The following is a 22,467-nucleotide window of genomic DNA, read 5'->3' as shown; positions in this document are numbered from 1 at the left end:
ATTGAAAGAGTCCTTTTTTTATTTACTAGATGAAGTTTGTTTCAATACAAATTGCTCGATTGCGTGAGCAACACCATGTTCATTGTTTGTTAGTGTTACAACATCACATAGCTTTTTTACATCTTCTTCAGCGTTGCCCATTGCAACAGATAAGCCCGCTACTTCTAACATCGGTACATCATTAAAATTATCACCAATAGCAACTGTATCTTCAATAGGGATATTAAAATGAGCTGCCATCTGCTGTATCCCGTTTCCTTTATGTCCATTCTTATCCATAATTTCTAAGTTAGTAGGAGCCGATGCTGTAACCATAATATCAGCATCCTCTTGTAATATACTTAATAGCTGTGCGCGATGCGCTGCATTAAACGTTAAAATGAAGAATTTAGATATTTCTAGTTCTTGGTTATTTACAACATCTTCTATTTTTTTGAAATCAGTAATTAGGTTCGATTTCTTTTGCTTTTCTGTAATTCGTTCAAGTTCCTCTAATGTAACATCAAGCGAATGCTTATTTTCTTCGAATGCTTGCATCACTTGATCTTGCCATGTATATGGAGAATAAACTCCTTTATTTGTATATAGCTTATATGGGAAACCTTCAGATTCTAGTAATTTTGCAAGTTTGTACACTTTGTCGTTTTGTATACAACGCGAGTTAATTACTTTTCCATCCACATAAACAATAGCCCCATTGCTTGCTCCGACTGGAAGAGATAATTTATATTCTTCCAATAGCTTTAAAGCATCCTCTTTCGCACGACCAGAACAGATCATTACAATATGACCGGCTTCTTGTGCAGTTTGGATTGCTTGTAGGTTTTCTTTGGAGATTTCAAGATTAGATGATAGTAGTGTACCATCCATATCTAATGCGATTAATTTCAAAATGACCACCTCTTTGTTTTTATTATACATAGTTATATAGAGGAAACATATAAACTTATCTTGGAAAGACGGTATTTTATCTCATATTAAAAGTAAGTAAAGATTAGATAGGTTTAGTGGCACTAAATAAACAATTTGTAACAAAAATAGAGAGGAATATGACTACATTTCACTTTATGACTGTAATGTTACACGAATGTTACAAACGTGAACTTAGTGAAAAATGCATTAAATAAAGGTTTTTGAGGGTTATTATAAAAAAACGTAAAAAAAGTGTAATAAATTTTACGTAATTATATTGCAACGTAATAATAGTTATGTTACATTAATGTTACAAACGTTACGTTATCGAATTTAATGTAACGTTAACATAAAAACTATGAAATAAACATTTCTTAGAAATTACATATAGATAACTTATAAAAAGGGAGGATAAATGATATGAAAGAGCAAGTATTACAAGTAACAAAAGGTGACTTCGTAGGATCAGCAAGTGGAGCAGTAGTATTAACAGCATTAATCGTATTTTTATCAAGCGTATTAGTATAATAGAAGTTTTGTAATAAAAGAAAAAGAGAGGAGAATGAAAGATATGAAAGAGCAAGTATTACAAGTAACAAAAGGTGACTTCGTAGGATCAGCAAGTGGAGCGGTAGTATTAACAGCGTTAATCGTATTTTTATCAAGCGTATTAGTATAATAGAAGTTTTGTAATAAAAGAAAAAGAGAGGAGAATGAAAGATATGAAAGAGCAAGTATTACAAGTAACAAAAGGTGACTTCGTAGGATCAGCAAGTGGAGCGGTAGTATTAACAGCATTAATCGTATTTTTATCAAGCGTATTAGTATAATAGAAGTTTTGTAATAAAAGAAAAAGAGAGGAGAATGAAAGATATGAAAGAGCAAGTATTACAAGTAACAAAAGGTGACTTCGTAGGATCAGCAAGTGGAGCGGTAGTATTAACAGCGTTAATCGTATTTCTATCAAGCGTATTAGTATAATAGAAGTTTTAAATTAAACAAAAAAGGAAGGAGAATGAGGGATATGAACAGTGAACAAGTGTTTCAAGTAACAAAAACAGATTTATTAGGATCCTTAGGTGGAGCGGTAATATTAACATCATTTATTCTATTCCTTGCAAATGTATTAGTATGAGATATATAAATACAATCATTCAAAAAAAATAAAGACTCTAACGTATTAGTAAGTAGTTAATATGTTGGAGTCTTTTTTATATTCTTCTTATATACCCTCAAGTATTAAAGTTACCTCATTATCCAGCATTCATGGCTAATTAAACGCTGCGGTTGAAACTTGATTCAACGAATAATCAAAAATCCACTGAATAAAATCCCGCTTTATTTCAAAGAGAAAAAAGTCGAATTTTATATGTAAGAAAAAAAGAGGAATTTGACAGAAAAGATAGAAAATTTTAAAGGTCAGAATTTGTTAGCTTGCTAACTAATTTCTATTAATTAATGTTGGAAGCGTTTTCGGTTGGTTTTAAGTATGGACCATTTAATCTATTTACAGGGGGATGAAGATATTATGAAACAAAAATCTATGGATACGCTAGCTGCACAAATGGAGGACTTTTTTCCAGTACGTGATGTAGATCATTTGGAATTTTACGTAGGGAATGCAAAGCAATCGAGTTATTATCTTGCGAGAGCGTTCGGATTCAAAATTGTAGCTTACTCTGGATTAGAAACTGGAAACCGTGAAAAGGTATCTTATGTTCTTGTGCAAAAAAATATGCGTTTCGTTGTGTCTGGAGCTTTAAGTAGTGAAAATCGTATTGCAGAGTTTGTAAAGACTCATGGTGATGGCGTGAAGGATGTGGCACTACTTGTTGATGATGTTGATAAAGCATACTCAGAAGCAGTGAAACGTGGTGCCGTCGCAATTGCTCCACCGCAGGAATTAACAGATGAGGACGGTACATTGAAAAAAGCAGTTATTGGTACGTATGGTGATACAATTCATACGCTTGTAGAGCGTAAAAATTATAAAGGGGCATTTATGCCAGGATTCCAAAAGGTAGAATTTAATATTCCATTTGAGGAGTCTGGTTTAATTGCTGTTGATCATGTAGTTGGTAATGTTGAAAAAATGGAAGAGTGGGTTAGTTATTACGAGAATGTTATGGGCTTTAAACAAATGATTCATTTTGATGATGACGATATTAGTACAGAGTATTCGGCGTTAATGTCAAAAGTTATGACGAATGGAAGTCGTATTAAGTTTCCTATTAACGAACCAGCAGACGGAAAGAGAAAGTCACAAATTCAAGAGTATCTAGAATTCTATAATGGAGCTGGTGTACAACATCTTGCTTTATTAACAAGTGATATTGTTAAAACAGTTGAAGCGCTTCGTGCAAATGGGGTGGAGTTTTTAGATACACCTGATACTTATTACGATGAGCTAACTGCACGAGTTGGAAAAATCGATGAAGAAATTGATAAGTTAAAAGAATTAAAGATCTTAGTAGATCGTGATGATGAAGGTTACTTACTACAAATCTTTACGAAACCAATTGTAGATCGTCCGACTTTATTTATTGAAATCATTCAACGTAAAGGTTCTCGTGGATTTGGTGAAGGAAACTTTAAAGCGTTATTCGAATCAATTGAAAGAGAACAAGAGCGTCGCGGAAACTTATAAGATTTGTATCCACCAGCAAAAGTCCCTTTGCTGGTGGAAATTTCATTTTTATAAGGAGGAATCAGGATGAAATTTGTTACATTTCGTCTTCCTTCAAAAGAACTACGGGCTGGATGGCTTGAAGGTGACAAAGTAATAGATATGAATCTTGCTAGTGAAGGGAAAATCCCTTCTTCTATGATAGATTTTTTAGAGAAAGCGGATGAGTATGTAGAAGTAGTGCGGAATATTAAGAATCCAAATAAGGGTATATATGCTTTAGAAGAAGTACAATTGACAGCTGCTCTTCCTAATCCGAGTAGTATTCGAGATTTTTACGCATTTGAACAACATGTAAAAACAGCTCGTGGACGAAGAGGATTAGATGTTGTGCCTGAATGGTATGATATTCCGGTTTTTTATTTTACTAATCATCGTGCTGTAATTGGTTCCGGTGATTTTGTAATTGGTCCGAAAAAGTCTAAAAAGCTTGATTATGAGTTGGAGATTGCTTGCGTAATAGGAAAAGAAGGGCGAAATATTTCTCGTGAGCAAGCAGAGGAATATATTTTTGGTTATTGTATTATGAACGACTGGAGTGCGAGAGACTTACAAGCAACAGAAATGAAAGTAGGTCTCGGTCCAGCGAAAGGAAAAGACTTTGCAACTTCTTTAGGAGCACATCTCGTTACGAAAAAGGAATTAGACGTTTATCGTAATGGTGATCGATATAATTTAGAAATGACTGCTCATGTAAATGGAAAACTATTATCAAAAGGAAACTTCCAAGATATTTACTATACATTTGCTGAAATGATTGAACGTGCTTCAGAGGACGTTACGTTATATCCAGGAGATGTGATTGGTTCTGGGACAGTAGGAACAGGATGTATTTTAGAACTGGGTACAGAAGAGTGGCTACAAGATGGAGATGTTGTAGAACTGTCGATTACTGGTTTAGGTACACTACGTAATACGATCAAAAAAGAAAAGGAAGCGGGTGATGGGCATGTTTTATCGTCACATGGGAGAACTACCTCATAAACGACATGTACAATTTCGTAAAAAAGATGGGTCGCTTTATCGTGAACAGGTAATGGGAACAAAAGGTTTTTCTGGTACGCAGTCTATTTTGTATCATCATTATATGCCAACAGAAGTAGGTCATTCTGCATTATCGCATTCTTGTCAGTTGCAGTATGAAGAGGATGTTGCTCTTTCTCATCGCCACTTTCGAACGAAAGAAAGTAAAAAAAGTGGTGATGCAATAAGTGGACGTAATTTCATACTTGGAAATGAAGATTTGTTAATTGGAGTAGTGAGTCCAACAGAAAAAATGGATTATTTCTATCGTAATGGTGATGGCGATGAAATGTTATTTGTTCATTATGGAACAGGGAAAATTGAAACGATGTTTGGAACGATTCACTATAGAAAAGGCGACTATGTAACGATTCCAATTGGAACGATTTATCGTGTTATTCCAGATGAAGGAGAGACTAAGTTTCTTGTTGTAGAGGCAAATAGCCAAATTACAACGCCGCGTCGTTATCGAAATGAATACGGACAATTGTTAGAGCATAGTCCGTTTTGTGAAAGAGATCTTCGTGGTCCAGAAAAATTAGAGACATATGATGAAAAAGGCGAGTTTGTCGTAATGACAAAATCAAGAGGCTATATGCATAAACATGTTTTAGGACACCACCCGTTAGATGTTGTTGGATGGGATGGCTATTTATATCCGTGGGTATTTAATGTAGAGGATTTTGAACCAATTACAGGGCGCATTCATCAGCCACCGCCAGTACATCAAACATTTGAAGGACATAATTTTGTTATTTGCTCTTTCGTACCACGTTTATACGATTATCATCCAGAGTCAATTCCAGCACCATATTATCATAGTAATGTTAATAGTGATGAAGTTCTTTACTATGTAGAAGGAAACTTTATGAGTCGCAAAGGTGTGGAAGAAGGTTCTATTACACTTCATCCGAGCGGGATTCCCCATGGACCGCATCCGGGGAAAACAGAGGCCAGTATAGGGAAGAAAGAGACGCTTGAATTAGCTGTTATGATAGACACATTCCGTCCGCTTCGTATTGTAAAACAAGCACATGAAACAGAAGATGAAAAGTATATGTATAGCTGGATTGAACAAGGTTCATATACTGTGAAATAAGTAAAAAAGGCATGCTCTCAATAAGGGGGCATGCCTTTTTCACGGAATCGACATGTATAATAATACCAAAAAAATAATGGAAAGATATATAGAAAGAATAATAAGGATCGTGCATATTCAGAAGAATTTCTACTTGTTTCGACAAAAGTATTGACTAGGAAAAGCGTAATGAGTAAAATAAAAAAGCGAATTAAAAATTTTCAGAAAATTTAAAACTTGGAGGAGTGAAAGATGAAGCAAATTTTTCAAAAGAAGCCAATTGCAAAGTTAATGCATGAAAGTAAGCAAAAAACGTTAGCAAGAACATTGGGTGCGCTAGATTTAACTATGCTTGGAATCGGAGCAATTGTTGGAACTGGTATTTTTGTTCTAACGGGTGTTGTGGCAGCGAAACATTCTGGGCCAGCTATTATATTATCATTTGCGATTGCCGCGTTAGCTTGTGCCTTTGCTGCATTTTGTTATGCTGAATTTGCTTCTTCAGTTCCTGTCTCGGGCAGTGTGTATACGTATACATACGCGACGATGGGGGAAGTGTTCGCATTTTTAATTGGCTGGGACTTAATGCTTGAATATTTACTTGCTACATCTGCTGTAGCAAACGGTTGGTCTGCATATTTTCAATCTTTATTAAAGGGGTTTGGAATTCACATTCCGACTATTCTCTCCTCGGCTCCTGGTACAGGAAAGGGTGGAATAATTGATCTACCTGCAGTTCTAATTATTTTAGTGATGACAGTTCTTTTATCTAGGGGTGTTCGTGAAAGTGCACGAGTAAATAACATTATGGTATTTATTAAAATAGCAGTTGTTCTTATTTTTATCTTTGCTGGTTTTAATTATGTGAAACCTGAAAACTGGACGCCCTTTATGCCATTTGGTTTAGATGGTGTAATGGCTGGAGCGGCTACAGTATTCTTCGCATTTATAGGATTTGATGCAGTTTCAACAGCGGCAGAAGAAGTGAAACGTCCGCAACGTGATTTACCAATTGGTATTATTGCATCGTTATTAATTTGTACAGTTCTTTATATCGTTGTTTCGCTTATTTTGACAGGAATTGTTCCATACGGCCAGCTAAATATATCAGATCCAGTTGCTTTTGCACTTCAATTTATTGGACAAGATGGTTTAGCGGGGGTAATTTCAGTAGGAGCAATTACAGGAATTACAACAGTAATGCTAGTTATGATGTATGGGCAAGTTCGTGTTTCTTATGCGATGAGCCGAGATGGTTTACTGCCGAAGCGTCTTGCTAAAGTTCATCCGAAATTTAAAACGCCATTTTTAAATACATGGACAACGGGGATTATTGCGGCACTGATTTCAGGATTAATAGATTTAAATGTTTTAGCACATCTTGTAAATATGGGGACATTGTCAGCATTTGCACTTGTAGCTGTTGCGGTAATCGTAATGAGAAGAACTCATCCAGACTTACCAAGGGCATTTAAGGCTCCGCTTGTACCATTTTTACCAGCATTAACAGTAATTTTCTGTTTATACTTAATGCTTCAATTATCAGGGACAGCGTGGATTAGTTTTGGGATATGGATGGTTATTGGTATAGCGGTTTACTTCTTATATAGCCGAAAACATAGTGCTTTAAATAATAGTAAAAAAGAAGAAGATGTTGCAAATTTATAAGCGAAAAAATCCATTCTAATTCTGTTAGAATGGATTTTTTTATTTGAAAATTTACATTTTTCTGAACTTGTTATAAGATAATTGTTGGCTAACTAAAGGGGTGGAATGATGAAAAATACGTGGCGTGAGTTAAGGGAGATGGACCGTAACGTATGGATTCGATTTATTGGAGAGACGTTAAATGGAATTGCAATGATGATGTTAATGCCTTTTTTTGCATTATATTTAAAAGATAAGGTAGATTCGTTGTTGGAAGTTGGGGTTATTATGGCGCTTTCTCCAATTGCTGCAAGCTTTGGATCACTTATAGGAGGGAGAATTGCTGACATATATGGAAGAAAGCCTATTATGATATTTTCTATGGCAAGTAATGCATTATTAATGCTCGGTTTTCTATTTATAGAAGGATTTATTCCGTATGCAATTTTATCTATTTTTTTAGGGTTGAGTAATTCTTTATTTCATCCAGCTGCATCAGCTATGGTCGCGGATGTAACGGCACCAGAAAAAAGAACAGAGGCATATGGTTTATTACGAATGGGACACAATATAGGTGCTGCGATTGGTCCGATAATGGGAGCATCAGTAGTTGTGTTGTCAAAGAACCTTGTGTTTATTATTGCCTCTTCTACAATGCTATTTTATGCGTTACTTGTATTACTTCTTATTCAAGAGACGATGCCAAAGAGTATAGATAAGGAAGAACATAAAGAAAAGGAATCTGGGGCAGTTTGGAAAATTGTAATGCGAGATAAGGCATTAATGATTTACTTATTAGCAGGTATTATCATTTCGATGGGGTTTTCTCAAACGGAAGGCATGCTGCCACTACATTTTGATAATGAAATGAAGCGTATTTTTGGAACGAATAATCCATATCCATATTTAATGGCGTTAAACGGACTATTAGTTGTTTTATTCCAGTTTCAAATTTCAAAATGGGCTACGGATAAACCAGTTGGGAAGACGATGTTATATGGTGCATGTTTATTCGGGATTGGATTATTTTTTATAGGGTGGTTACCGAAGTGGTTTGGAGAATTTAATACAAATGCTACAATTATTTTAATAACACTACTGTTCGTTTATGCTATATATACGTTAGGTGAAATGATTATGTCGCCTGTACAGATGACATTTGTAGCAAATTTGGCCCCTGAGCATTTGAGAGGGACTTATATGGGAGCTGCAAGTTTGCAGTGGATTACAGGAAGCGCATTTGGCCCACTTTTGGGAGGTTTTTTATTAGATCGGTTACTTGGTCACTTTCTATTTACAATTTTAGCTGTAGGATGTGTAGTTGCAGGTATTGTATATGTTTCTTTAGATCGCCTTGTTGAGCAAAGGCAAAAAGACACACTAACCAAACAATCTTCTTAGTGAATAGGTGACATACACAAAAAAGGGGATTTCTACATATTTTAGGTACATAACTAGATTAGATTGCCATTTTATTTTGTGTACCTATATAGAAAATGAAATGAAAAACCAATAAGTGATGTTATTTAATTATTTATGGAAGTTACATTTTATTTCAAATAGGAACTACCTATTTTTATAAAAAGTGCTAAAATAGAAAAATGAAAACAATTGGTTAGGGTGATTTCATTGACGAAAATTAAATTAGGTTTATTATATGGTGGAAAATCAGCTGAGCATCAAGTTTCGCTACAGACGGCTCTTGCTGCTATTAAAGCGTTAAATCAAGATAAATTCGAGATTCATCCAATTTATATTACAGAACAAGGTCAATGGGTACGCGGTGAGCGTATTGAAGGCGAAGTAACAGATGTTGAAGCTTTAAAAATGAGCGGTGCAGAAAATGCGATTTCTCCGTTATCATTAAGTACAGAAATTATCCCATCTGCAGCTTCTGAGGAGAACGCTATTGACGTTATTTTCCCATTACTACATGGACCAAACGGTGAAGATGGAACGGTTCAAGGACTATTAGAATTAATGAATATCCCTTATGTAGGAAATGGTGTTCTAGCATCATCTGCTGGTATGGATAAAGTTGTTATGAAAAACATCTTTGCAGAGGCTGGTTTAAAACAAGCAAAATATGCATCTTTCATTCGTAGTGCATGGGAGAAAAATCGTGAGGAAGCTTATTCTAAAGTAGAAGATAAGTTAGGATATCCTTGCTTCGTAAAACCAGCGAACCTTGGTTCAAGTGTTGGTATTAATAAGTGTAAAAATCGTGAAGAACTTGAGGATGCATTTGTAGAGGCATTCCAATTTGATCGCAAAATTATTGTAGAAGAAAATATTGTAGGTCGTGAAGTAGAAGTTGGGGTACTAGGTAATGATGAGCCGAAATGTTCAGTTGTAGGTGAAATCGTTCCGAAAAAGGACTTCTATGATTATAAGTCGAAATATATCGATGGTGATACGGCGCTAATTATTCCAGCTGAAATGACAGAAGAAGAATCTAATGTAATTAAGCGTGATGCGATTATTGCATTCCAATCATTAGACGGTGCAGGTTTAACGCGAGCTGATTTCTTCTTAACGAAAGATGGAGAAGTGTATATTAACGAAGTAAACACAATGCCAGGATTTACACCGTTCAGTATGTTCCCTCTATTATGGCAACATACTGGGTTACCGTATCCAGAATTAATCGAAGAGCTAATTCGTTTAGCGATTGAACGTCACGAAGAAAAACAAAAAATTAAATATACAATCTAACAAAAAAGGAGGAAGCACTATTCGTAGGAATAGTGCTTCCTCTATGTAAGGAGCGTTTCTATATGATAAAGCGAATGTTAAAGCAAGTGGAACAGATGGTAAATGGTACTGGATTAGCAGAGCAATATGAGGGAATTACTATTCAAGGCGTGTCTATTGATACAAGAAAAATTGAAAAAGGAAACTTGTATGTTCCGATTCAAGGGGAGCGCTTTGATGGACATGCTTTTGTAGATAAAGCTGTTGAAAATGGAGCTGTGGCTACATTATGGATGAAAGATGTAGCGAATCCACCTGAGAATCTTCCGGTTATTTTTGTGGAAGACACGCTATCCGCATTGCAAATGTTAGCGAAAAACTATCGTGATCAATTGGATGTTAAAGTTGTAGGTGTAACGGGTAGTAACGGTAAAACATCTACGAAAGATATTGTAACAAGTCTTCTTGCGACTAAATTCAAAGTGCAAAAAACAGAAGGGAACTTCAATAACCATATCGGATTACCTCTTACCATTTTAAACTTAGAAGAAAATACAGAAGTAGCAGTATTAGAGATGGGTATGTCAAGCCGAGGCGAAATTGAATTCTTATCTAAGTTAGCTCGTCCTAATGCAGCTATCATTACGAATATTGGTGAGGCACATTTAATGGATTTAGGATCTCGTGAGGCAATTGCTGAAGCGAAATTAGAAATTGTTACAGGGTTACAAGAAGGTGGCGTGTTCGTATATAACGGGGATGAGCCTTTATTAACAAATCGTGTTCCTGAAATGAATTTAGCAACAGAAACGGTTACGTTTGGTGATGCAAGAGCAAACGATTATTATCCAACGACTGTAACATTACAAGCAACTGGGACACATTTCAAAATGAATAGAGATGAAAATATTTCATTCTACTTACCGGTGTTAGGAAAACATAATGTGTATAATACACTTGCTTCAATGGCAATTGCGAAACATTTTGGTGTAACGTGGGAAGAGATGAAAGAAGGTTTAGTAACACTTCAAATGACGGGCATGCGTATGGAAATTGTGAAAACAAATAGTGGTTTAACAATTATCAACGATGCTTATAATGCAAGTCCGACGGCTATGGAAGCAGCATTCCATTTAATGAATGGTTTAGATGGTTTTGCTAAAAAAATCGTTGTGCTCGGTGATATGTTAGAACTTGGAGATCAAGAAGTACAGTTCCATTATGAGGTAGGAAAATTAATCGATCCAGCAAAAATCTCGCATGTATTCACATACGGTAGATTAGGGGCTCAAATTGCTGAAGGAGCGAAAATTAATTTCCCTAATGAACGTGTAAAGGCGTATGATAATAAAGAAGAGTTAGTAAAAGATTTACAAGCAGTAGTCGATGTGAAAGATGTTGTATTAATAAAAGCATCTCGCGGTATGAAATTAGAAGAAGTAATTACGATGTTGAAATAATTGGTGTATATAAATAGGGATGATAGTTACGAAAATAGAAGAAACTTATAATAAGCGCTTACAGTAAATATAAAAAAATAAAAGTGAAGAAAAAAACTCTGAATATGAAAATAAGGTAACAGTTGGGTTTGCTTTTTACACATACAAAACTTATAATTGATAAAGTGTAATAACGTTTAGAAGTATTTTCGTGAAGAATATACGCCCGTTTATATACGTGAGCATTCAGGAAAAGGGCTTTTCCGCAAATTCGGAAAACGCCTTTTTTTAAATGATAAGTATAGGATAGAAAAGGAGAAGTAACATTGACAACATTTCGAGAATTAGGATTAAGTGATTCTTTACTGCAATCTGTTGAAAGTATGGGCTTTGAAGAGGCTACACCAATTCAAGCTGAAACAATTCCACATGCATTGCAAGGTAAAGATATTATTGGGCAAGCGCAAACAGGTACAGGGAAAACAGCAGCATTCGGATTACCACTATTAGATAAAGTGGATACACATAAAGAATCGGTTCAAGGTATTGTTATCGCGCCAACGCGTGAATTAGCAATTCAAGTTGGAGAAGAATTATACAAAATTGGTAAGCATAAACGCGTTCGTATTTTACCAATTTATGGTGGTCAAGATATTAACCGCCAAATTCGTGCTCTAAAAAAACACCCACACATTATTGTTGGTACGCCGGGTCGTATTTTAGATCATATTAACCGTAAAACACTTCGTCTGCAAAACGTAGAGACAGTTGTTCTTGACGAAGCGGATGAAATGTTAAACATGGGCTTCATTGAAGACATTGAAGCAATTTTAACAGATGTGCCAGAAACACATCAAACATTACTATTCTCAGCGACAATGCCGGATCCAATCCGCCGTATTGCTGAGCGTTTCATGACTGAGCCTCAACACATTAAAGTAAAAGCAAAAGAAGTAACAATGCCAAACATTCAGCAGTTCTATTTAGAAGTGCAAGAAAAGAAAAAGTTTGACGTGTTAACACGCTTATTAGATATTCAATCTCCAGAGCTTGCAATCGTATTCGGTCGTACAAAGCGTCGTGTTGATGAATTATCAGAGGCATTAAACTTACGTGGTTATGCTGCAGAAGGTATTCACGGTGATTTAACTCAGGCGAAACGTATGTCTGTATTACGTAAATTTAAAGAAGGTTCTATTGAAGTTCTTGTTGCAACAGACGTTGCTGCACGTGGTCTTGATATTTCAGGCGTAACGCACGTATATAACTTCGATATTCCACAAGATCCAGAATCATACGTTCACCGTATCGGTCGTACTGGTCGTGCAGGTAAAAAAGGTATTGCAATGCTATTTGTAACACCACGTGAATCAGGGCAATTAAAAAATATCGAGCGTACAACAAAACGTAAAATGGACCGTATGGATGCACCGACACTTGACGAGGCATTAGAAGGTCAACAACGTTTAATCGCTGAAAAGCTTCAAAGCACAATTGAAAATGAAAACTTAGCATACTACAAGCGTATTGCAGAAGAAATGTTAGAAGAAAATGACTCTGTAACAGTAGTAGCTGCTGCTTTAAAAATGATGACTAAAGAGCCGGATACAACTCCGATCGCTTTAACATCAGAACCACCTGTTGTTTCAAGAGGCGGCGGTTCTAAAAAACGCGGTGGTAACGGAGGCGGATACCGTGATGGTAACCGTAATCGTAGTCGTGATGCACGCGGCGGTGGCGATGGACGTAATCGTGACCGTAACCGTGATGGACGTAATCGTGACGGAAACCGTGATCGCAATCGTGATGGTGGTAGTCGTGGTCGTAGAGGTGAAGGCCAAGGTCGCCCTGGTTCTTCAAATGGACGCGGCGAAAGAAAACATCATAGCCGTCCACAAGCTTAATAAAAAAAAGAGAATGCCCTTTGCGGGCATTCTCTTTTTTTTATTTCTATAATTGTGCATACTACATAATAGTTATGATAGAAAAGGGGCTGTTATATGCTTGTAAGGCTTGGTTACGTTGCGATGAGTGTACATTTGAAGAATGCATCTCCATCTCAAACGATGACGTATGCACAGTTTCAGAAATTAGATGATCGTGCTGCTGCAATTCGTAAACTTGAAAGAATTGCCAATTCCAATTTAGAAAATTGTTTACGTTTATTAAAGCATAATAAAGGGCATGACATATCTTTCTTTCGGCTCAGTTCAAAGCTCGTTCCTTTAGCGAATCATGAGGAATTGCTAGAGTGGAACTATATTCGTCCTTTAAAAGAAAATTTAAAAAAACTAGGTGAATATGCAGTTCATATGAATATGAGAATTGATTTCCATCCAGATCATTTTGTTGTACTAAATTCACCTGAGGAGAGTGTTTTTAAACAATCTGTAAAAACATTGCAGATGCACAAAAAATTATTAAAAGGCATGGGGATTGAACATAAGCAACGATGTGTACTGCATGTCGGAGGAGGATATAAAGATAAAGAACTTGCATTAGAGCGCTTTATAGAGAATTGGTCGAATGTCCCAAGGGGTATTCAAGAAATGATTATATTAGAAAATGATGATACAACCTTTACGTTAGAGGAAACATTATATTTAGGAGAAAAATTAGATATTCCCGTCGTATTTGACTTGCATCACCATATGATGAATAATGAGCAAGAAGATTGGTATGAAGATTGGGCACGTGTTGTTCATACGTGGGAAACGTCTTTGTTGCCAGTTAAAATGCATATCTCTAGCCCTAGAGAGGGAAAAGATCCAAGAGCTCATGCAGATTATATTAATGTAGAGACATTTTTATCTTTTTTAAGAAGGATAAAGGGAAGTGTTCCGCAAATTGATTGTATGATTGAGGCGAAGATGAAGGATGAGTCTTTATTTCAATTAATGAGAGATTTAAGTGAACAAGTAGATGTAGAAATTATCGATGGTGCAAGCTTTTATATTAAATAAGCTTTGCACCATCGTTTTTTTTGGTTAAAAAAGGGGTTAAAATGCCACCGGTTATTAAACCTGTTAAATGACTGATCGGATTGGCAGAAGGGTTAAAGAAAGTAAATAGCAGTAATAGAAGAATCATAATTGAGAAAATGGCAATTTCTTTTGGTTTTGAAGAGCGGTATCGATTGTACAATAAAAATAACTGTGCACCTAATAGTCCGAAAATACCACCTGATGCACCTGCGTGAATATATTCAAGCGGCATAATAATATAAGAAGAAATATTTCCAGAAATTCCAGAGAGAAAAAATAGAATAAAAAAAGAAAAGTGTCCGAGTTGCTTTTCGATAGAAGAACCAAGAGCAAACAAAAAAATACTATTAGAAAGAAAATGTTGTAAGTCTACGTGTACGAGAAGAGAAGTTATGACACGCCACCATTCTCCTTTAGCGATATATTCATTAGAGGCTGCCAGTGGTAAGAGAAAAAAGTCGCCTAATATCATCATGACTAAATGAATAAGAAGTAAGGTAAGAATAGTCGGTTGTAAAGAAATATGAGTGGATCTTATTAGCATACGGTTACTTTCACCCCTTTTGCATCAGAAAGATTCTCTGTTATTCTTATCAATATGAAAGAAGAAAGTTAAATAGAAGAAGGGGATTTCGAAATGATTATAGGGATTGGTATCGATATTATTGAATTAAATCGTATTGAAAAAATGCTAGATGGAAAGCTTAAATTTATGGAACGTATTTTAACGGAAAATGAACGTAATGTTGCTATGGAGCTGAAAGGAAGTCGTCTTACAGAGTTTGTAGCTGGAAGGTTTGCAGCGAAAGAAGCGTATTCAAAAGCTGTAGGTACTGGTATCGGAAAAGAAGTGAGTTTTTTAGATATTGAAGTGAAAAATGATGAAAGAGGTAAGCCAATTCTGATTACAAGTACAGAGTATATTGTTCATTTATCAATTAGTCATAGTAAGGAATTTGCTGTTGCTCAAGTTGTTTTAGAAAGCTCGTCACGCTAGTCTGCATATTTTATATCTTTGTCTCATATATTTGAGGTAGCGATAAGGAAGGTACATCTTCCATTCATTTATAGGGGCAAAGGGGCTGAATTGATGAAAAGGCGTCTGTTTTTAGTTCTTGTCGGTTTGTTGACCGTTTTTGTGTTGGCGGGTTGTATGGAAAAGAAGCAAGATGATGTCGTGAGAGATTTAGAATCAAAAGTAAAAGGGATGAAAAGTTATCAAGCTGAGGCAAAATTATCTATTAAAACAGGCAATGAGCCTCAAGAGTATAACGTAGAGATTTGGCATAAGGAACCGTCTTTTTATCGTGTGAATTTAAAAAATGCAAAAAAAGATCAGAGCCAAATTATTTTGAGAAATGAAGAAGGTGTATTTGTATTAACGCCAGCACTTAATAAGAGCTTCCGTTTTCAAAGTGATTGGCCGCAAAATAGTAGCCAGGCTTATTTATATGAATCACTTGTAAGAGATATTTTGCAGGACAAGAAAAACCTTACTTTTGAGAAAACAGATAAGTATTATATTTTTAAAACAAAAACAAACTATCAACATCAAAATATGTTGCCGAGACAAGAGATTACATTGAATAAGAGCGACTTGACTCCAGTTTCAGTGAAGTTAATGGATAATGATCAAAATGTTCTTGTGAAAGTAGATTTCTCTAAAGTGAAATTCGATGCGAAATTTGATAAAGGTGCATTTGATACGAAACAAAATATGTCTAGAGCACAGGTAGATGTTCAAACAACAGCGAAAGAAGACAAACCGTTTGCTATTTTGTATCCACTTGATACACCACAAGGTATGACTCTGAAAGATGAAAAAGAGTTGAAGACAGACAGTGGCAAGCGTGCGATACTCACATACACTGGAAATAAGAAATCCTTTACTTTAATACAAGAAAAGGCAAAAGTTGCAGAGGCATCATCAGCGGTAAGTGTAAGTGGAGAACCAGTTGATCTTGGGTTTACGATTGGTGCATTGACGAAAGACTCTGTAACGTGGTCGCATAACGGAGTAGAATATATGCTCGTGTCTAAAGGTTTAGAGCCGAAGGAGCTGTTAATGGTTGCTCGTTCAGTTACAGCGAAGCAGGTGAAGTAAACTTCTTAGACGTGGTGATATATGTGCACCACGTCTTTTCTTAGTTTGAAGGTGGATTTCATAAAAGAAGCATATAAAAGAATAAGCTTCGCATATCGTGTATAAGGAAGTGTATTTATGGAAGAAGCACCATTTTACCGTGACACTTGGGTGGAAGTGGATTTAGATGCCATTTATAACAACGTTACACATATTAAAGAGTTCATCCCAAGTAATGTAGAGATTTTTGCTGTAGTTAAAGCAAACGCATATGGGCACGATTATGTACCGGTGGCTAAAACGGCATTAGAAGCAGGTGCAACAAGGTTAGCTGTTGCTTTTTTAGATGAAGCTTTAGTGCTTCGGAGGGCTGGTATTACTGAACCGATTTTAGTGTTAGGTCCCTCGCCGCCGCGTGATGTAAATGTAGCTGCTGAAAATGATGTAGCGCTAACTGTTTTTCAAAAAGAATGGGTGGAAGAAGCAATTAAACTTTGGGATGGTTCATCTGTAATGAAATTCCATATTAACTTTGATAGTGGTATGGGGAGAATTGGAATACGTGAAAGAAAAGAGCTAAAAGAATTTTTAAAGAGTTTAGAGGGTGCACCGTTTTTAGAGTTAGAAGGAGTATACACGCATTTTGCAACGGCAGATGAGGTTGAGACTTCGTATTTTGATAAGCAATATAACACGTTCTTGGAGCAGTTAAGTTGGTTGAAAGAATTCGGAGTGGATCCTAAGTTTGTTCATACAGCTAATAGTGCTGCGACGTTACGTTTTCAAGGGATTACATTTAATGCAGTGCGAATTGGGATTGCAATGTATGGATTATCTCCTTCTGTAGAAATACGTCCTTTTTTACCATTTGAATTAGAACCGGCGCTATCACTTCATACGAAAGTTGCTCATATTAAACAGGTAATTAAAGGTGATGGAATTAGTTATAACGTCACCTATCGAACGAAAACTGAAGAATGGATTGCGACTGTAGCGATTGGCTATGCAGATGGGTGGCTTAGAAGGTTACAAGGATTTGAAGTGCTTATAAATGGTAAAAGGGTACCGATTGTAGGGCGAGTAACAATGGATCAGTTCATGATTCATCTTCCTTGTGAAGTGCCACTTGGTACGAAAGTTACGCTTATTGGAAGGCAAGGAGATGAGTATATTAGCGCTACAGAGGTTGCGGAATACTCAGGGACTATTAATTATGAAATTATTGCAACGATCAGTTTCCGTGTGCCAAGAATATTTATACGGAATGGTAAGGTTGTAGAGATAATTAATTACTTGAACAATATATAGAAGGTAGTATGATTGCTTCTTGTCATTGGAGTGACTGTTCATTGCTGGATAATAAGCTCTTTTTGATGAGAAGCTTTTTACTTATAATCATTTTTTATATAAGTTGCACGTAAGTTTTGAAGAGGAGTTCTATTGTTTTTAGTTAGTTATGAGATAAAAAATTTAAGAAGATGAATGTTTTGTTTGTGAATTGGAAAACATAAGCAAGGAATAAGGAAGTCTTTGCAACAGGCTCCATACAATGGTATTATTACAATAGGTGTCATATATATATTTGGGTGTGTAGTTGACGGTGGAGGTGTATTTTTGTGTCCGAATCAAGTGTAACTACTGAAATCGTGGTTCGGTTGCCAAAGCAAATGGTAACGGAATTGGACGGAATTGGAAAACAAGAGAATAAGAATCGCCATGAACTAATTTGCCAGGCAACACAATTGTTATTGCGTCAACATAAGACGAAGAAACGCTACCAACATGAATCAATGCGACGTGGGTACATTGAAATGGGAAAAATTAATCTTGGTATTGCATCTGAAGCTTTCTTAGCAGAGTATGAAGCAGCTCATACAGTAGAACGCTTAGTTAGCGGGGGGTAATATTTTGATTGTAAAACGCGGCGACGTGTATTTTGCAGACCTTTCCCCAGTTGTTGGTTCTGAGCAAGGAGGCGTTCGTCCGGTTCTTGTCATTCAAAATGACATCGGAAATCGTTTTAGTCCAACGGTGATTGTAGCGGCTATTACTGCACAGATTCAAAAAGCGAAATTACCCACTCATGTGGAAATTGATGCGAAAAAGTATGGTTTTGAGAGAGATTCTGTTATTTTACTTGAGCAGATTCGAACAATCGATAAGCAACGCTTAACGGACAAAATCACTCATTTGGATGAAGTGATGATGAGTCGTGTAGATGAAGCGTTACAAATTAGTTTAGGACTAATAGATTTTTAAATCGGCAGTTTAAGTTGCTCTCTTTGAAGGGCAACTTTTTTTATTATAGAGGAGGTTACGGTTGTATATGGAAATGGTAGATAATCGACAAGCGTTAATGAAAATGTTAGTGAAAGAATTAGGCTTTACCGAAAAGCAAGTTCGTCATGTTATTCAATTAACAGAAGAAGGTAACACAGTTCCATTTATTGCTCGTTACCGAAAAGAATGGACAGGCTCTTTAGATGAGGTGCAAATTCGTACGATTTTAGAGAGATGGCAATATATGATGCAACTTGAAGATAGGAAGGAAGAAGTTCTTCGTCTTATTGATGAGAAGGGGAAACTGACAGAAGAGCTACGACAGCAAATTGTTAAAGCTACAAAGTTGCAAGAAGTAGAAGATCTATATCGTCCATATAAAGAGAAAAGAAGAACGAAAGCGACAATTGCTAAAGAAAAAGGATTAGAACCATTAGCTGAATGGTTATTGTTATATAAGAAAGAAGATCCGGCTAAAAAGGCAGTGGAATTTATTAATGTAGAGAAAGAAGTGCAATCTGCAGAAGAAGCTTTACAAGGTGCACAAGACATTATTGCAGAAATGGTTTCAGATGAAGCTGCGTATCGTAGTTGGATTCGAAATGTTACTTTTAGAAAAGGTGTTATGTCTTCGTCCGTGAAAGATGAAGAAAAAGATGAAAAGAATATATATGAAATGTATTACAGTTATGAAGAACCATTGCAAAAAGTAGTACCACATCGTGTATTAGCAATGAATCGTGGCGAGAAAGAAGATATATTGAGAGTTGCTGTTGTTCCGCCAGTAGATGAGATAGTAACTTTCTTAAATAAGAAAGTAATTCGTGATAACGATTCGAAAAGTGCACATTATGTACAATTAGCGATTGAAGATGGTTATAAACGATTAATTCAATCTTCAATCGAAAGAGAAATTCGTAAAGAATTAACAGAAACAGCTGAAGAACAAGCGATACATATTTTCTCTGAGAACTTACGTAACTTATTATTACAACCTCCGATGAAAGGGAAAGTCGTGCTAGCGGTAGATCCGGCATATAGAACTGGTTGTAAATTGTCTGTAGTAGATGATACGGGGAAAGTACTACATATCGATGTTATTTATCCGCATCCACCTGTTCGTAAATATGATGATGCAAAAACGAAAGTTCTTTCTATTATAGATAAATATCAAGTTGAAATGATTGCAATTGGTAATGGGACAGCATCTAGAGAAACAGAAGAGTTTATAGTAGATGTATTACAAAGTGTGAACCGAGATGTCTTTTATATTATTGTAAATGAAGCGGGTGCTAGTGTATATTCAGCTTCTGATTTAGCTCGTGAGGAATTCCCAAATTTACAAGTTGAAGAGAGAAGTGCCGTTTCTATTGGAAGACGTCTGCAAGATCCACTTGCTGAACTTGTGAAAATTGATCCTAAATCAGTTGGGGTTGGACAATACCAACATGATGTATCTCAAAAGAGACTGAATGAGTCATTAACATTTGTAGTAGAAACAGCTGTTAACCAAGTTGGGGTTAATGTAAATACGGCTTCGGTTGCATTGTTACAATATGTTTCAGGTTTATCGAAAACTGTTGCGAAAAATATTGTGGCAAAGAGAGAAGAAGATGGGAAATTCACGAAGCGCACGGAATTAAAGAAAATCCCGCGTTTAGGTGCAAAGACGTATGAACAATGTATAGGTTTCTTACGTATACTAGAAGGAGCGAATCCATTAGATCGAACAGGTATTCATCCAGAGCAATATAAGAATGTTGAATTGTTATTGAAGAGTCTAGGGTTATCGATAGATGACGTAGGACAACCGCAATTACAAAAGAGATTGGAAGAAGTAGAGATTTCTAAGTTATCTCAAGAAACAGGAGTTGGGGAGCCGACGTTAGTTGATATTATAGATGCACTTATTAGTCCAGAAAGAGATATGAGGGATGAGTTGCCTAAACCACTTCTGAAAAAAGGGATTTTGAAATTAGAAGATTTAAAACGTGGTATGGAATTAGAAGGAACAGTTCGTAACGTTGTTGATTTTGGTGCTTTTGTTGATGTTGGCGTAAAGCAAGATGGTTTAATACATATTTCTAAACTTAGCAAACAGTTTGTAAAGCATCCGTTAGATGTTGTATCAGTAGGGCAAATTGTAAAAGTATGGGTAGATGATATTGATACAAAAAAAGGACGCGTTGCACTATCTATGTTGCCGATTGAATAGTAAGAGAAGAGAGCAGATGAAACTGCTCTTTTTTTATGGAATAAAAAGTGTAATGGATTATGAGCTTTGATGTATTTTGCTATAATAAAACCAGCATTCATTTAATAATTTAATTTGATACCGGTTTTTTTCGAAATATGCACGTTGCATTTGTTTTTTTAGCCACGTAGGCATAGGAATCCCTCCTTGTTTAATCCTGCTCTCAAAAATCTAAAATGCTATTGATGAGAGGTTGGTGAGTGGATTTCTATTCATGTTTTGTTTTTAGAAACCACGCTTCTTACATGAGGATGGGTATATGTACTATTTAATATATGTATAAGAAGGGAGAAAAGTGTAAAAATATTTTTTTGTTTAGGAGGAATGAGAGTGGATGAGCAAGAAATTCAGCGACTAGTGGAAGAAGTGTCACTACAATACTTTGAGGTACCGTTCTTACATAAAGCAGTGTTTAATAATAGATTACGTACAACTGGTGGGCGTTATTTATTGAAGAGTCATAATATCGAACTGAATTATCGATATTACGAAGTGTATGGTGAAGAAGAGTTAGTCGGGATTATTAAACATGAGCTTTGTCATTATCACTTACATATTGCAGGAAGAGGGTATAAGCACAGGGACAGGGATTTTCGTGAGTTGTTAAAGAAAGTTGATGCACCACGTTTTTGTAAACAAATGATTAATGAAGAGAAGGAAAAAAAGATTTATAAGTATGAATGTATGGAGTGTTCACTTCAATATGTAAGAAGGCGTCAAATAAATACAAAAAGATATGTCTGTGGAAAGTGTAAAGGGAAACTCAAACCGATATCGAAAACATCTTGACAGTAAAAACGCAATCCAGTATATTATAAACATGTCACGTTTGAACAAGATGTTGTTAAAAACTTCTTGACTTACAGAGAGAATTTTTATAAGATACAAATTGTCTTCATTATTCCGCAGTAGCTCAGTGGTAGAGCTATCGGCTGTTAACCGATCGGTCGTAGGTTCGAGTCCTACCTGCGGAGCCATACAGAGAAGTACCCAAGTGGCTCAAGGGGCTCCCCTGCTAAGGGAGTAGATCGCTAACGCGGTGCGAGGGTTCGAATCCCTTCTTCTCTGCCATACATATTGGCCCGTTGGTCAAGTGGTTAAGACACCGCCCTTTCACGGCGGTAACACGGGTTCGAATCCCGTACGGGTCACCACTTTTGGAGGATTAGCTCAGCTGGGAGAGCACCTGCCTTACAAGCAGGGGGTCGGCGGTTCGATCCCGTCATCCTCCACCATATAATTTTATATGAATAGTATTGTCGCGGGGTGGAGCAGCACGGTAGCTCGTCGGGCTCATAACCCGAAGGTCGCAGGTTCAAATCCTGTCCCCGCAACCAAATGGTCCCGTGGTGTAGTGGTTAACATGCCTGCCTGTCACGCAGGAGAT

Annotated in this window: 24 protein-coding genes and 6 tRNA genes (1 of these 30 cut by a window edge); 27 read left to right on the top strand and 3 right to left on the bottom strand. The window is 36.3% G+C overall.

Annotated features, from left to right (window positions below; all coding sequences use genetic code 11):
• Positions 1-18 precede the first annotated feature (18 nt).
• A complete protein-coding gene (locus B9A45_RS00420; RefSeq protein WP_084063790.1) occupies positions 19-891 on the bottom strand; it encodes a Cof-type HAD-IIB family hydrolase in 873 nt (290 codons plus the stop codon).
• A gap of 432 nt (positions 892-1,323) precedes the next feature.
• Between B9A45_RS00420 and B9A45_RS00415 the strand changes: the two genes are divergently transcribed.
• From B9A45_RS00415 to uvsE, 14 genes are all read left to right on the top strand, one after another.
• Complete coding sequence (locus B9A45_RS00415; RefSeq protein WP_025988984.1) at positions 1,324-1,440, top strand: DUF3948 family protein; 117 nt, start codon at positions 1,324-1,326, stop codon at positions 1,438-1,440.
• 34 nt (positions 1,441-1,474) lie between these two features.
• Positions 1,475-1,591: a DUF3948 family protein gene (locus tag B9A45_RS00410; protein WP_000654250.1), complete on the top strand. Its 117-nt coding sequence runs from the start codon at positions 1,475-1,477 to the stop codon at positions 1,589-1,591.
• A 34-nt stretch (positions 1,592-1,625) separates the two neighbouring features.
• On the top strand, positions 1,626-1,742 hold the full coding sequence (locus B9A45_RS00405; RefSeq protein ID WP_000654250.1) for a DUF3948 family protein: 117 nt from the start codon (positions 1,626-1,628) through the stop codon (positions 1,740-1,742).
• 34 nt (positions 1,743-1,776) lie between these two features.
• Complete coding sequence (locus B9A45_RS00400; RefSeq protein WP_000654250.1) at positions 1,777-1,893, top strand: DUF3948 family protein; 117 nt, start codon at positions 1,777-1,779, stop codon at positions 1,891-1,893.
• 43 nt (positions 1,894-1,936) lie between these two features.
• On the top strand, positions 1,937-2,047 hold the full coding sequence (locus B9A45_RS00395) for a DUF3948 family protein (protein WP_001083690.1): 111 nt from the start codon (positions 1,937-1,939) through the stop codon (positions 2,045-2,047).
• Between the two features lie 393 nt (positions 2,048-2,440).
• Positions 2,441-3,559 (top strand): 4-hydroxyphenylpyruvate dioxygenase, encoded by a 1,119-nt coding sequence (hppD, locus tag B9A45_RS00390; protein ID WP_000810922.1) that lies wholly within the window; start codon positions 2,441-2,443, stop codon positions 3,557-3,559.
• A gap of 66 nt (positions 3,560-3,625) precedes the next feature.
• The gene (locus B9A45_RS00385; RefSeq protein WP_084063789.1) at positions 3,626-4,582 is read left to right on the top strand and encodes a fumarylacetoacetate hydrolase family protein; all 957 of its coding nucleotides are present in this window, start codon (positions 3,626-3,628) and stop codon (positions 4,580-4,582) included.
• Entirely contained in the window at positions 4,548-5,720 is a 1,173-nt protein-coding gene (locus B9A45_RS00380; protein WP_013141710.1) for a homogentisate 1,2-dioxygenase, read from the top strand. Before B9A45_RS00385 ends, B9A45_RS00380 begins: the two co-directional genes overlap by 35 nt.
• A gap of 231 nt (positions 5,721-5,951) precedes the next feature.
• Positions 5,952-7,367: an amino acid permease gene (locus B9A45_RS00370; protein WP_000809349.1), complete on the top strand. Its 1,416-nt coding sequence runs from the start codon at positions 5,952-5,954 to the stop codon at positions 7,365-7,367.
• A 108-nt stretch (positions 7,368-7,475) separates the two neighbouring features.
• Positions 7,476-8,747, top strand: coding sequence for an MDR family MFS transporter (locus B9A45_RS00365; protein ID WP_084063788.1), 1,272 nt, complete (start codon positions 7,476-7,478; stop codon positions 8,745-8,747).
• A 228-nt stretch (positions 8,748-8,975) separates the two neighbouring features.
• Positions 8,976-10,061: a D-alanine--D-alanine ligase gene (locus B9A45_RS00360; protein ID WP_000161427.1), complete on the top strand. Its 1,086-nt coding sequence runs from the start codon at positions 8,976-8,978 to the stop codon at positions 10,059-10,061.
• Positions 10,062-10,123: 62 nt separating this feature from the next.
• The gene (gene murF, locus B9A45_RS00355; protein WP_000595963.1) at positions 10,124-11,500 is read left to right on the top strand and encodes a UDP-N-acetylmuramoyl-tripeptide--D-alanyl-D-alanine ligase; all 1,377 of its coding nucleotides are present in this window, start codon (positions 10,124-10,126) and stop codon (positions 11,498-11,500) included.
• Between the two features lie 305 nt (positions 11,501-11,805).
• Entirely contained in the window at positions 11,806-13,383 is a 1,578-nt protein-coding gene (locus B9A45_RS00350; RefSeq protein ID WP_000206584.1) for a DEAD/DEAH box helicase, read from the top strand.
• A 96-nt stretch (positions 13,384-13,479) separates the two neighbouring features.
• A complete protein-coding gene (gene uvsE / locus B9A45_RS00345; protein ID WP_084063787.1) occupies positions 13,480-14,442 on the top strand; it encodes a UV DNA damage repair endonuclease UvsE in 963 nt (320 codons plus the stop codon).
• Here the strand turns inward: uvsE and B9A45_RS00340 are convergent.
• Positions 14,435-15,007, bottom strand: coding sequence for a rhomboid family intramembrane serine protease (locus tag B9A45_RS00340; protein WP_000908523.1), 573 nt, complete (start codon positions 15,005-15,007; stop codon positions 14,435-14,437). The two genes, uvsE and B9A45_RS00340, sit on opposite strands and share 8 nt — an antisense overlap.
• A gap of 93 nt (positions 15,008-15,100) precedes the next feature.
• On the opposite strand from B9A45_RS00340, the gene acpS reads away from it, so the two are divergent.
• From acpS to B9A45_RS00310, 6 genes are all read left to right on the top strand, one after another.
• On the top strand, positions 15,101-15,460 hold the full coding sequence (gene acpS, locus B9A45_RS00335; RefSeq protein WP_000583417.1) for a holo-ACP synthase: 360 nt from the start codon (positions 15,101-15,103) through the stop codon (positions 15,458-15,460).
• Positions 15,461-15,616: 156 nt separating this feature from the next.
• Positions 15,617-16,567, top strand: coding sequence for a LolA family protein (locus B9A45_RS00330; RefSeq protein ID WP_002060618.1), 951 nt, complete (start codon positions 15,617-15,619; stop codon positions 16,565-16,567).
• Positions 16,568-16,684: 117 nt separating this feature from the next.
• On the top strand, positions 16,685-17,854 hold the full coding sequence (gene alr, locus B9A45_RS00325; RefSeq protein WP_000390617.1) for an alanine racemase: 1,170 nt from the start codon (positions 16,685-16,687) through the stop codon (positions 17,852-17,854).
• A 308-nt stretch (positions 17,855-18,162) separates the two neighbouring features.
• A complete protein-coding gene (locus B9A45_RS00320; RefSeq protein WP_000004570.1) occupies positions 18,163-18,450 on the top strand; it encodes an antitoxin EndoAI in 288 nt (95 codons plus the stop codon).
• 4 nt (positions 18,451-18,454) lie between these two features.
• Positions 18,455-18,805 (top strand): type II toxin-antitoxin system endoribonuclease NdoA, encoded by a 351-nt coding sequence (ndoA, locus tag B9A45_RS00315; protein ID WP_000635965.1) that lies wholly within the window; start codon positions 18,455-18,457, stop codon positions 18,803-18,805.
• Between the two features lie 67 nt (positions 18,806-18,872).
• Positions 18,873-21,041, top strand: a complete 2,169-nt coding sequence (locus tag B9A45_RS00310; protein WP_142263033.1) for a Tex family protein — start codon at positions 18,873-18,875, stop codon at positions 21,039-21,041.
• A 57-nt stretch (positions 21,042-21,098) separates the two neighbouring features.
• On the opposite strand, the gene cmpA is transcribed toward B9A45_RS00310, so the two are convergent.
• Positions 21,099-21,215: a cortex morphogenetic protein CmpA gene (gene cmpA / locus B9A45_RS00305; protein ID WP_001143642.1), complete on the bottom strand. Its 117-nt coding sequence runs from the start codon at positions 21,213-21,215 to the stop codon at positions 21,099-21,101.
• A 195-nt stretch (positions 21,216-21,410) separates the two neighbouring features.
• On the opposite strand from cmpA, the gene B9A45_RS00300 reads away from it, so the two are divergent.
• From B9A45_RS00300 to B9A45_RS00270, 7 genes are all read left to right on the top strand, one after another.
• Positions 21,411-21,869 (top strand): SprT family protein, encoded by a 459-nt coding sequence (locus B9A45_RS00300; RefSeq protein WP_000344241.1) that lies wholly within the window; start codon positions 21,411-21,413, stop codon positions 21,867-21,869.
• A gap of 113 nt (positions 21,870-21,982) precedes the next feature.
• A tRNA-Asn gene (locus B9A45_RS00295) sits at positions 21,983-22,057 on the top strand.
• 3 nt (positions 22,058-22,060) lie between these two features.
• Positions 22,061-22,151: transfer RNA gene (locus tag B9A45_RS00290), tRNA-Ser, on the top strand.
• Positions 22,152-22,159: 8 nt separating this feature from the next.
• Positions 22,160-22,234 (top strand) — tRNA-Glu (locus tag B9A45_RS00285).
• 5 nt (positions 22,235-22,239) lie between these two features.
• Positions 22,240-22,315, top strand: a tRNA-Val gene (locus tag B9A45_RS00280).
• 25 nt (positions 22,316-22,340) lie between these two features.
• A tRNA-Met gene (locus B9A45_RS00275) sits at positions 22,341-22,417 on the top strand.
• 3 nt (positions 22,418-22,420) lie between these two features.
• A tRNA-Asp gene (locus B9A45_RS00270) sits at positions 22,421-22,467 on the top strand (it continues 29 nt past the right edge of the window).

Source organism: Bacillus sp. JKS001846, assembly GCF_900176455.1.
GTDB classification, from domain to species: Bacteria; Bacillota; Bacilli; order Bacillales; family Bacillaceae_G; genus Bacillus_A; species Bacillus_A cereus.
The sequence above is the reverse complement of the archived record's forward strand: the minus strand, read 5'-3'. Positions and strand labels throughout refer to the sequence as shown.

What these genes read in the sequence shown, in the direction of transcription:
- B9A45_RS00410 (WP_000654250.1), top strand. Translation starts at nt 1,475, where the DNA reads ATGAAAGATATGAAAGAGCAAGTATTACAAGTAACAAAAGGTGACTTC.
- B9A45_RS00405 (WP_000654250.1), top strand. Translation starts at nt 1,626, where the DNA reads ATGAAAGATATGAAAGAGCAAGTATTACAAGTAACAAAAGGTGACTTC.
- B9A45_RS00400 (WP_000654250.1), top strand. Translation starts at nt 1,777, where the DNA reads ATGAAAGATATGAAAGAGCAAGTATTACAAGTAACAAAAGGTGACTTC.
- B9A45_RS00395 (WP_001083690.1), top strand. Translation starts at nt 1,937, where the DNA reads ATGAACAGTGAACAAGTGTTTCAAGTAACAAAAACAGATTTATTAGGA.
- hppD (WP_000810922.1), top strand. Translation starts at nt 2,441, where the DNA reads ATGAAACAAAAATCTATGGATACGCTAGCTGCACAAATGGAGGACTTT.
- B9A45_RS00385 (WP_084063789.1), top strand. Translation starts at nt 3,626, where the DNA reads ATGAAATTTGTTACATTTCGTCTTCCTTCAAAAGAACTACGGGCTGGA.
- B9A45_RS00380 (WP_013141710.1), top strand. Translation starts at nt 4,548, where the DNA reads ATGTTTTATCGTCACATGGGAGAACTACCTCATAAACGACATGTACAA.
- B9A45_RS00370 (WP_000809349.1), top strand. Translation starts at nt 5,952, where the DNA reads ATGAAGCAAATTTTTCAAAAGAAGCCAATTGCAAAGTTAATGCATGAA.
- B9A45_RS00365 (WP_084063788.1), top strand. Translation starts at nt 7,476, where the DNA reads ATGAAAAATACGTGGCGTGAGTTAAGGGAGATGGACCGTAACGTATGG.
- murF (WP_000595963.1), top strand. Translation starts at nt 10,124, where the DNA reads ATGATAAAGCGAATGTTAAAGCAAGTGGAACAGATGGTAAATGGTACT.
- uvsE (WP_084063787.1), top strand. Translation starts at nt 13,480, where the DNA reads ATGCTTGTAAGGCTTGGTTACGTTGCGATGAGTGTACATTTGAAGAAT.
- B9A45_RS00340 (WP_000908523.1), bottom strand. Translation starts at nt 15,007, where the DNA reads ATGCTAATAAGATCCACTCATATTTCTTTACAACCGACTATTCTTACC.
- acpS (WP_000583417.1), top strand. Translation starts at nt 15,101, where the DNA reads ATGATTATAGGGATTGGTATCGATATTATTGAATTAAATCGTATTGAA.
- B9A45_RS00330 (WP_002060618.1), top strand. Translation starts at nt 15,617, where the DNA reads ATGGAAAAGAAGCAAGATGATGTCGTGAGAGATTTAGAATCAAAAGTA.
- alr (WP_000390617.1), top strand. Translation starts at nt 16,685, where the DNA reads ATGGAAGAAGCACCATTTTACCGTGACACTTGGGTGGAAGTGGATTTA.
- B9A45_RS00310 (WP_142263033.1), top strand. Translation starts at nt 18,873, where the DNA reads ATGGAAATGGTAGATAATCGACAAGCGTTAATGAAAATGTTAGTGAAA.
- cmpA (WP_001143642.1), bottom strand. Translation starts at nt 21,215, where the DNA reads ATGCCTACGTGGCTAAAAAAACAAATGCAACGTGCATATTTCGAAAAA.